This is a genomic window from Pseudomonas sp. MD195_PC81_125 (genome assembly GCF_014060985.1).
GTDB lineage: Bacteria > Pseudomonadota > Gammaproteobacteria > Pseudomonadales > Pseudomonadaceae > Aquipseudomonas > Aquipseudomonas parakoreensis.
Map to the genome: position 1 here is coordinate 1 of NZ_JABULD010000712.1, position 9,160 is coordinate 9,160.

Consider the following 9,160-nt stretch of genomic DNA (forward strand, 5'->3'; position numbering starts at 1 on the left):
AACACGAGCCAGGCATGAGTGCCCGTCGCACTGTGCTGGAATTCCAGACCGTCGAGATGCGTGGCCAGCAGGGCCTGGCGGCTGCGCAATTCTTCGCGCTGTTCGGCGACCAGTTGCTCGGCGTGTCCGTCCTCGATCAGGCGGGTGGCGATCAACGCCGTCAGTGGCGAGGTGCTCCAGCAATCGATGCGTTGCATCGCGGCGATGTCCTGCACCAACGGCTGGGGAGCCATGACAAATCCCATGCGCAGGCCCGGAGCGATGCACTTGGACAGCGCCGAAATGTAGATCGTCCGTTCCGGCAGCAGCTCGGCGAAGGTCGGCGGCGACTGATCCAGCAACGGTCGGTACACATCGTCCTCGATCACCAGCAGATTGGTTTCGCGAATCACGCTCGCGAGCTCTTCGCGACGCCCGGCATCGAGCGTAATCGCGGTCGGGTTATGGATCGACGGCACCAGAAACAGCAGCCGTGGCTGGTGTTCCGCACACGCCGCGCGCAGTGCATCGGGTGACATGCCCCGCGCATCGGCATCGACGCCGACCAGAATCAGGCCGAGCGAGCGGCACAGGGCGTTGATGCCTTGGTACGTCACGCTGTCGGCCAGCACGGTGTCGCCGCTGTTGGTCAGGCTGCGCAAGGTATTGGCAATGCCGTGCTGGGCACCTTCGACAATCAGCATCTGGCTGGCCTGTGCCTGCACGCCGGTGTGACGCAACCATTGCGCGGCGGCTTCGCGGGCCCAGAGCGGGCCTTCGGATGGGTGATAGTCCTTCATGTCGGTAAAGCGCGGATCGCCTGAGAGCTTGGGCAGCAACTGCCCCAACACGCGATTGAAACCGTCGGTGGCCGGGCGATTGACGCTCAGGTCGACGGTGCCCGGATCATTGCTCGGTGCCGATTGAAACTGCGCCGCCGGATGCCGTGGCTGGGCGACCTGGGTGCCGCGACCGGGGCGGCTTTCGACCAGGCCTTTCTGCTGCAGCACCGCCATGGCTTTGGTCACGGTGGTGATATTGACCCCCAGTGCGCTGGCGAAATCGCGGTGCGGTGGCAGACGTTCGCCCGGCTTGAGCCTGCCGTTGCCGATCGCCTCGGCCAACGAGTCGGCCAACTGCGCGTAAAGCGTTTCTGCCTTGTCTCGTTGCAAGGCTGCACCAGCCTTGAGTTCGTCCAGCAGTTGTTCGAATTGACTCATGATGCTTTATCCCTGCTTGTCATGCTTGCAGCAAGACAATAAGCAAATTTGTATTGCTTTTTATCCGATACAACGCCCATTGACAAGCTAAAAACCCGTGATTAGTGTGTGAGTTGTAATGCTTGTCATGCAACACAATAAGAAAATAGCTGCCATGTCGCAGTTAAACGGGTACGCACATGACTAACAAACCGTTCCGGCCGGGTTCGATCCCGGCTTGCAGACACCACCAAGCCCTGCGCCAGACAGTTGGCGGCACAGAGTATCCGGTGTGTTGTCCCCCTCACGCAAAGTCTTCGATGAAATTGTCTGGTCGGTCGACCTCATCCATTACTGCGCAGGTCTTGCCATGAACAACGTTCAGCCAAACCAGAACCAGGCTTCTCGCCAACGCCTCAGCGGGGCGTTGCGCCAGCGTCACATCACCATGATTTCCCTGGGCGGGATCATCGGCGCCGGACTGTTCGTCGGCAGCAGTGCCACCATTCAGGCGATCGGCCCGGCCGCTTTCCTCAGTTATCTCGCTGCCGGCATCGTGGTCATGCTGGTGATGCGCATGCTGGGTGAAATGGCCGTGGCGTTGCCCGGTGTCGGTTCCTTTACCGAATACGCCCGGATTGGCCTGGGCAACTGGGTCGGGTTCACCAGCGGCTGGTTGTACTGGTATTTCTGGGTGATTGTGGTGGCGGTGGAAGCGGTGGTCGGCGCCAACATCCTCGAACAATGGATAGCGCTGCCCGCCTGGGTGATCGGTCTCAGCCTGCTGGCCGTGATGACCGCGATAAACTGCCTGTCGGTGAAGTCCTATGGCGAATTCGAATACTGGTTCGCTTCGCTGAAAGTCTTCGCGATCATCGTGTTTATTTTCGTCGTCGGCGCCTACCTGTTCGGATTCGCGCCGAGCACTGGCGCGCTGCTGGGTAATCTGGTGAATGACCGCGGTTTCATGCCGTATGGCGTGAGCGCGATTCTGGCTGGCGTGCCGACGGTGATTTTCGCCGTCGGCGGGGCGGAGATCGCCACCATCGCCGCTGCCGAATCGGACGACCCCTCGAAGAACGTGGCGAACATGACCCGCTCGGTGATTTTCCGCGTCATCACGTTCTACGTCGGCTCGATCTTCCTGATTGTCTGCGTGGTGCCCTGGGGGCAGATCGTGGCCGGGCATTCGCCGTTCGTGGCGGCGCTCGACGTCATGCGCATTCCAGGCGCGGCAATGATCATGCAGGCGGTGGTGCTGGTGGCGGTGTTGTCGGCACTGAATTCAGGGTTGTATGTGTCTTCGCGGATTCTGTTCGGCCTCAGTCAGCGGGGCGATGCGCCGGCGCAGCTGGCAGTGCTGACCGCACGCAAGGTGCCCAGGGCAGCGGTGCTGCTCAGCAGTGTGATCGGTTATATCGCGATCATGGCGGCGATCATTTCGCCGCAGGGAGTGTTCCTGTTTCTGGTCAATGCTTCCGGGGCCGTGATGCTGTTCGTGTACCTGGCGGTGGCGCTGGCGCAGATCAAGGTTCGACGCCAGGTCGAAGCCACGGCGCCGAGCCGGCTGACCCTCAGGATGTGGCTGTTTCCCTGGCTGTCCTATGCTGTGGTGGCAGTCATTGCGGGCGTTCTGGTCGCCATGGCATTCCAGCAATCGCTGCGTACCCAGTTCCTCGCCAGCCTGGTCAGTCTCGGCGTGGTCTCCGCGGCGTATTGGCTGCTCAAGCGTCGTCGCCAGCAGACCCCCACAGCGCATGTCAGCGCGATCGACATCCTCGCGGGCCTGTCGACGCGTTCGTGAATTCCGGAAGCGTTCGAGCCAGGGACGGCAATGGAGTGGTAAGGCTTGTACCGGTCAACACAATAAATTTGCCAACAGGTGACCTATGTCCGATTTCAAGTTTGCTCCCCAGGGTTTTTCTCGGCGCGGATTGCTCAAGGCTGCCGGCTATGGCTCATTGGCGGCACTGGTCGCCAGTGCGACGGGGCCGATGTCCTTCGCGTTCGCCGCCGACAAGCCGATCAAGACCGTGCGCCCCGGCTATCTGACCGCCGCCTGCCTGGGCGATATGCCCTTGGGCGCGTTGCGCGAAGGTGTGCCGATCGGCACCGATCTGGAGTTGCTCAAACTCATTGCCGACCGCCTCGAACTCAAGCTCGATGTGCTGACCATGGGCTTCCCGGCGGTGGTCGAGGCGGTGCGCTCCGGGCGTGCCGACTGGTTCGGTGGCAACTTCGCCTGGAATCCGATGCGTTCGAAGATCCTGCTGCTCACCGATCCGGTGTTCTACACCGGCGCCTACGTGATCATGCGCGACAGCGAGCCGTTCCAGACCTCGATCACGGTCAACGATGTGAAGGGCCGTACCATCGGCGCCATCACCGGTTACTTCACCATCCCGGACATGAAGAAAATCGACGGTGTGAAGGAGGTCAAGCTTTACGACAACACCGATTCCTGCCTGCGCGACGTGCGCGCCGGACGCCTGGATTTTGCCGTGCTGGACGCCCCGACCATCGACTACATGATCCTTCAGGATCCCAGTCTCAAGCTCAAGCAGATCCCCATGGCCTACGACGAGAAATTCCCCAGCCTGACCGCCAAGTTCGAGGCGATCTGGGGCGTGCATCCGCAGAACCAGGATCTGTTCGATGGCGTCAATCAAGGGCTGCGCTGGTTGAAGGCGACGGATCAGATCCGCCCGATCCTGGCCAAGTACGGGATCAAGAATCCGGATTACCTGGTGCCACCGGCCAAGGACCCGCGGATCGGCGTCGACCGTGACGAGCAGGGCAATCTCATCGGCCCGTTCGAACATGCGCCGCGTGATTTCAGTCAGGCCTTTGCCTGAGTCGTCTTGTCATTCACTTACGGACATTGCTCATGGCTGAATCCACTCCACTGGTGCGCATCGAAGGACTGTACAAGTCCTTCGGTAGCCTGGACGTTCTCAAAGGCATCGACCTCAATGTGCAGCAGGGCCAGAAAATCTCGCTGATCGGGCCCAGCGGCTCGGGCAAGACCACCTTGCTGCGTTGCGTCAATTACCTGGAAGAGCCGACCCGCGGTGACATCTACATCGATAACGCGCTGATCGGCCAGCGCCTTGTCGGTACGCGCAAGGTGCCCATGAGCGACAGGGAACTGGCGCGGATGCGCACCGGGATCGGCATGGTGTTCCAGCGCTTCAATCTGTTTCCGCACCTCTCGGTGCTGGAGAACATCATCCTCGGTCCGCTCAGGGTCCAGCAGCGCGAACGCCGTGAGGCGGTGGCGATGGCCGAGGACCTGCTGAACAAAGTGGGCATGTTCGCCAAGCGTGACGTGTACCCCGAGCAACTGTCGGGCGGCCAGCAACAGCGTGTCGCCATTGCCCGGGCCCTGGCGATGCGGCCGAAGCTAATGCTGTTCGACGAAGCCACTTCGGCGCTCGATCCGGAACTGGTCGGCGAAGTGCTTGGGGTGATGCGCAAGCTCGCGGAGGAGGGCATGACGATGATTATCGTCACCCACGAAATGCATTTCGCCGAGAGCGTCTCCGATCAGGTGATCTTCATGGCCGACGGCAATATCGTCGAGCAGGGGCCGCCGCGGCAGATCTTCCGCGAGAGCCAGGTCGACCGCACTCGTTCTTTCATTCGTGCCGTGCAGGAGCATTGATCGATGATCGATTCCGCTGCCCTGCACAAAGCCCTCGAGATGCTGCCGTACTTTTTGCACGTGCTGGGCATCGGCGCCTTGACCACAGTTGGCCTGACGGCCGCCGCGTTCGTCGTGGCGGCCGTACTGGGCTTCTGTCTGGCGCTGATGCGCCTGTCGCGCAGTCGGTTGCTGAGCCTGATCGCCAGTGTCTATCTGGAGATTTTCCGTAACATTCCGATCCTGACCCAGCTGTTCATCCTGTACTTCGGCCTGACCTACATCGGCATTACCCTGCCGGCTGTCGGTGCGGCGATCATCGGCTTCGGCCTGAACGGTGCGGCGATCCTGTCCGAGGTGTTCCGTTCAAGCATCCGCACCATCGATCGCGGGCAAAGCGAAGCGGCCTGGTCCATCGGTATGACGCGATCGCTGGCGATGCGCATCATCGTGCTGCCCCAGGCCTTCAAAGTGGCCATTCCGGGGATGGCCAACTTTGCCATCGGCCTGCTCAAGGACACCTCGCTGGCCTCGGCAGCTGCCGTGCCGGAGCTGACCTTCAAGGCGAAAATGCTGGTCAGCGAGACGTACCAGACCAACCTGATCTACTTCCTGCTGGCCATGATCTACCTGATCCTGAGCCTGGTGCTTTCGCATTGGGCCGCTCGCACCGAGCGCCGCCTCAACGTCGTCAAGGAGCATTGACATGGGTTATGGCGAGTTGTGGGAAGCCACGCATGTCGAGCTGTTGTCGGCGGCGTGGGCGACGCTTCAATTGGCCTTCGGCGCGCTGGTGATCGGCCTTATCGTCGGCTTGCTGGTGGCGCTGGCACGTCTCTCGGTGAGCCGGCCGCTGCGGCGTGCGGCGTTGATCTACATCGAGGTGTTCCGCGGCACCCCGGCCCTGGTGCAGCTGTTCATTGTCTATTTCAGCCTGAGCGAAATCGGCGTGCAGTTCAGTTCGTTCCAGGCGGCGATGATCGGCTTGGGGTTGAATGCGGCCGCGTATCTGTCGGAGATCTACCGTGCGGGTCTGGAGGCGGTGCCCAAAGGGCAGGTCGAGGCCGCGAAGGCGATTGGCATGCCGCGTCTCAAAGTGCTGCACTGGGTGGTACTGCCGCAGGCCATTCGTATTGTTCTGGCGCCCATTGGCAATGTGGCGATCTCGCTGTTGAAGGACACTTCGGTGGCGTCGCTGATCGCCGCGCCGGATCTGATGCTGCGTGCCCAGGATTTGAGCTCGGTGTACTTCATGCCACTGGAGATCTACATCCTGGTCGGCGCGATTTACTTCGTTCTGTGTTACCCGCTGTCGCTGGGGGTGCGGTTACTCGAGCGTAAGGCGAGGCATTGAACCAGCGGCTCGTCGGTATTTAATCCGCGCGAGCCGCACTGGTTCAGGATGTGCCTTGTGCAGGTTCAATTCGAGGTAAACGCCAGTCTTTCCTTGAACCAGGGCATGGCTTGCTTTTTGAACGCTTCTGCAGGTATTCCAGGAGTTCGATCAGTTGTTTCCGTGGCGCACGGTGTTGGAGAACGTGATGTTCCCGATGCTCGCTCGGCGGGAATGGAGTGCGCGCGAGCGGCAGGAGCGGGCAATGGACAAGATCGCCCGGGCCATGGCCATGGAGCCCGATGTGCTGTTGATGGACGAGCCGTTTGCCGCTCTGGATGCGTTGACCCGGCGCCGCCTGCAGGACGAATTGCTGGAGCTTTGGGACGAACTGAAATTCACCATGTTGTTCGTCACCCATGGCATTGACGAGGCGACTCGCATCGGTTCCCGGATTCTGGTGATGTCACCGCACCCGGGACAGGTGCGTGCCGAACTGTCATGCCCGGAACATTGGGGTGAGGAACGACGCAAAGACCTGGAACAGCAGATCACCAACATGCTTTTACAGTATCGGGACACCCAAAATGAACAGGTCTAAGACAACCGTACGCAACGATTACATTGCCGAACACCTGCTCGAACCGGGCACGGTCATGCAGCCAGCACGGCTTCCGGCGTAGCAGCGGGTCACCCGCCATGATGCCATCCGGCGTGCCTTCATTCTGCTGATTCTGGCGCTGGTCTGGGAGCTTTATGCGCGCTGGCTGAACAATTCGCTGATGGTGCCGACGCTGTCATCGATCATTGCAGCCCTGGTTCACTCCATCGGCAATGGTGTCTTGCCGCACCGGATGCTCAACTCCCTGGTCATGCTGCTTGAGGGGTATGCGATTGGCGTAGTGAGCGCCATTGTCCTTACCACCCTGGCGATCACCACGCGGTTTGGCAGTGATCTGCTGACCACGCTAACCGCCATGTTCAATCCATTGCCGGCCATCGCCTTGTTGCCACTGGCTCTCCTGTGGTTCGGACTGGGCAACGGCAGCATGCTGTTTGTCGTGGCCCATTCCGTTCTGTGGCCGTTGGCGCTGAACGTGCACGCTGGATACAAAGGCGTCAGTGAAACCTTGCGCATGGCCGGTCGCAATCCTGGGCCCAAGCCCGTCAGCTACGTCGCCCGCGTTCTGTTCCCGGCCGCCATGCCCGCCGTCATTTCCGGGCTCAAAGTCTCTTGGGCATTCGGCTGGCGCACGCTGATCGCCGCTGAGCTGGTATTCGGCGCCTCATCCTCTGGCGGCGGCATCGGCTGGTTCATTTTTCGAAAAACGCAATGACTTGGAGATCCCGGATGTCTTCGCCGGCTTGCTGGTCATCGTGTTCATAGGCTTGGCGGTGGAAGGCTTTGTATTCAGAGAGCTTGAGTCTAGAACCGTGCACCGCTGGGGCATGGTCCGGGGCTGACCAGGCATCGAGCCTCCCAATCCACGCATGACAATCGTTTATTCGCAGGATGATATGTTTCGGACATTTGAAGAATTCAGCGCTGTAAACCTGGCCGTCGACATGACGCGCGGCAAACCTTCCAGCGAGCAGCTGGATCTGTGCTCGGCGCAGTTGGCCGGCGAATTGAGCATCGCCGAGTTGCAACAAGGGGGCGCGGTCGACCTCAGAAACTATGGGCAAACCCTGGGGTTGCAGGACGCTCGGCGGCTCGGTGCCGAACTGCTGGGTGTCGACAGCACGCAGGTGGTTGCCGCTGGGAATTCCAGCCTCGAATTAATGCATGACGCGATGCTGTTCGCCTGCCTGTTCGGAGTGCCCGGGCATGCCCCATGGAAGGTCGGTGATGAGATTGCTTTCATCTGCCCCGTTCCGGGTTACGACCGACACTTTGCAATATGTGAGGCACTGGGGATCAGAATGATCCCGGTGCCGCTGACCGGTACCGGTCCCGATGTGGATTATGTCGAGGCCCTGGTGGTCAGCGACCCCACCATCAAAGGCATGTGGTGCAGCCCTTGCTACAGCAATCCAACCGGCGATATCTACAGCGACGATACCGTGCGCAGGCTTGCCGGAATGCCCTGCGCCGCGCCGGACTTCCGGCTGTTCTGGGACGACGCCTACCGCTTCCATCATTACGACCTCACCGAGCATTCCTGTATCAACCTGCGCTTGCCCACACACGGCGAACACTTCGCTTGGTTATTCGCAAAAGCGGGAAAAGAGCAGCGCGTGAAAGTGGAAGGTTCATTGGTCACGAACAGCATCGCCTCCGTACGTGATGCTGCTATGGCCGGACTCGGCCTCGCCTACCTACCGCAGGCGTACTTCCGCGAATCGCTGGAATCCGGAGATCTGGTCGAAGTTCTAGGGAGCTGGCGTAAAACCTTCGAGCCTTACCATCTTTATTACCCAAGCCGCCGCCACGCTTCGCCCGCGTTTTCATTGCTTGTCGATGTGTTGCGCCACAAGGAATAGCGGCGATTTGCGGTGTATGCTTTGGGTTGAAAGCTGCCGCTGGAGCGGTCGCTTCCCAATCTCCACTGGAACCCGATAGCTGCCACCCACAAACAACTGTCATAGGCCAAAAGCAGCCCGCCAGCAGCCAATAAATCCGCTGTCCTCTCTCGCCACAAAGTGTTACTCACCAAGCCGCCATTCAAGTACCGGCAGTTGCCGGGGCTCGCCACACACCGGGCGCGATACATTGCGCACATGCCGGGCACCGAGTCGCTCGTAGAAGGCTTGGGCCGACGGATCGGACTCCACCGACAGGGTGGACACGCCCAGGCCGCGTGCCACAGCCAGTGCATGCTCCACCAGGCGTCGTCCGTGGCCTCCGTTCATGGCCGACGGGTCGACCCAGCAATGCTCCAGTTGCCAGCCATCCTCGTCGCGCTCCAATCCATAGAATCCCAGTGGCGGGCCATCCGCCGCGACCAGCACCGCGTAATGGCCGGTCAGTTGTGCCGGGGTTAACGTCAGCGCCGGTTCCCAGGC

General features: G+C 60.8%; 9 protein-coding genes and 1 pseudogene. 8 read left to right on the top strand and 2 right to left on the bottom strand.

The window, feature by feature from the left end; genetic code table 11:
- The coding region (locus tag HT737_RS28110; protein WP_182404445.1) for a PLP-dependent aminotransferase family protein at positions 1-1,199 on the bottom strand (1,199 nt) is incomplete at its 3' end.
- Positions 1,200-1,548: 349 nt separating this feature from the next.
- On the opposite strand from HT737_RS28110, the gene HT737_RS28115 reads away from it, so the two are divergent.
- The 8 genes and pseudogenes from HT737_RS28115 to HT737_RS28150 all read left to right on the top strand — a co-directional run bounded on the left by HT737_RS28115 (position 1,549) and on the right by HT737_RS28150 (position 8,638).
- A complete protein-coding gene (locus tag HT737_RS28115) occupies positions 1,549-2,982 on the top strand; it encodes an amino acid permease (protein ID WP_095669312.1) in 1,434 nt (477 codons plus the stop codon).
- 85 nt (positions 2,983-3,067) lie between these two features.
- Positions 3,068-4,033 (top strand): transporter substrate-binding domain-containing protein, encoded by a 966-nt coding sequence (locus tag HT737_RS28120; protein ID WP_095669147.1) that lies wholly within the window; start codon positions 3,068-3,070, stop codon positions 4,031-4,033.
- Positions 4,034-4,065: 32 nt separating this feature from the next.
- On the top strand, positions 4,066-4,842 hold the full coding sequence (locus tag HT737_RS28125; protein WP_220459537.1) for an amino acid ABC transporter ATP-binding protein: 777 nt from the start codon (positions 4,066-4,068) through the stop codon (positions 4,840-4,842).
- A gap of 3 nt (positions 4,843-4,845) precedes the next feature.
- Positions 4,846-5,526, top strand: coding sequence for an amino acid ABC transporter permease (locus HT737_RS28130; RefSeq protein ID WP_095669149.1), 681 nt, complete (start codon positions 4,846-4,848; stop codon positions 5,524-5,526).
- Position 5,527: 1 nt separating this feature from the next.
- The gene (locus HT737_RS28135) at positions 5,528-6,175 is read left to right on the top strand and encodes an amino acid ABC transporter permease (protein WP_182404446.1); all 648 of its coding nucleotides are present in this window, start codon (positions 5,528-5,530) and stop codon (positions 6,173-6,175) included.
- Between the two features lie 133 nt (positions 6,176-6,308).
- Positions 6,309-6,653 (top strand): annotated as a pseudogene (locus HT737_RS28140) (ABC transporter ATP-binding protein); the annotation flags it as partial.
- Positions 6,654-6,936: 283 nt separating this feature from the next.
- A complete protein-coding gene (locus HT737_RS32885) occupies positions 6,937-7,491 on the top strand; it encodes an ABC transporter permease (protein WP_374011202.1) in 555 nt (184 codons plus the stop codon).
- 154 nt (positions 7,492-7,645) lie between these two features.
- The gene (locus tag HT737_RS28150; RefSeq protein ID WP_182404448.1) at positions 7,646-8,638 is read left to right on the top strand and encodes an aminotransferase class I/II-fold pyridoxal phosphate-dependent enzyme; all 993 of its coding nucleotides are present in this window, start codon (positions 7,646-7,648) and stop codon (positions 8,636-8,638) included.
- Between the two features lie 162 nt (positions 8,639-8,800).
- Here HT737_RS28150 and HT737_RS28155 read toward each other — a convergent pair.
- A partial coding sequence (locus HT737_RS28155; RefSeq protein WP_182404449.1) for a GNAT family N-acetyltransferase occupies positions 8,801-9,160 on the bottom strand: 360 nt, incomplete at its 5' end.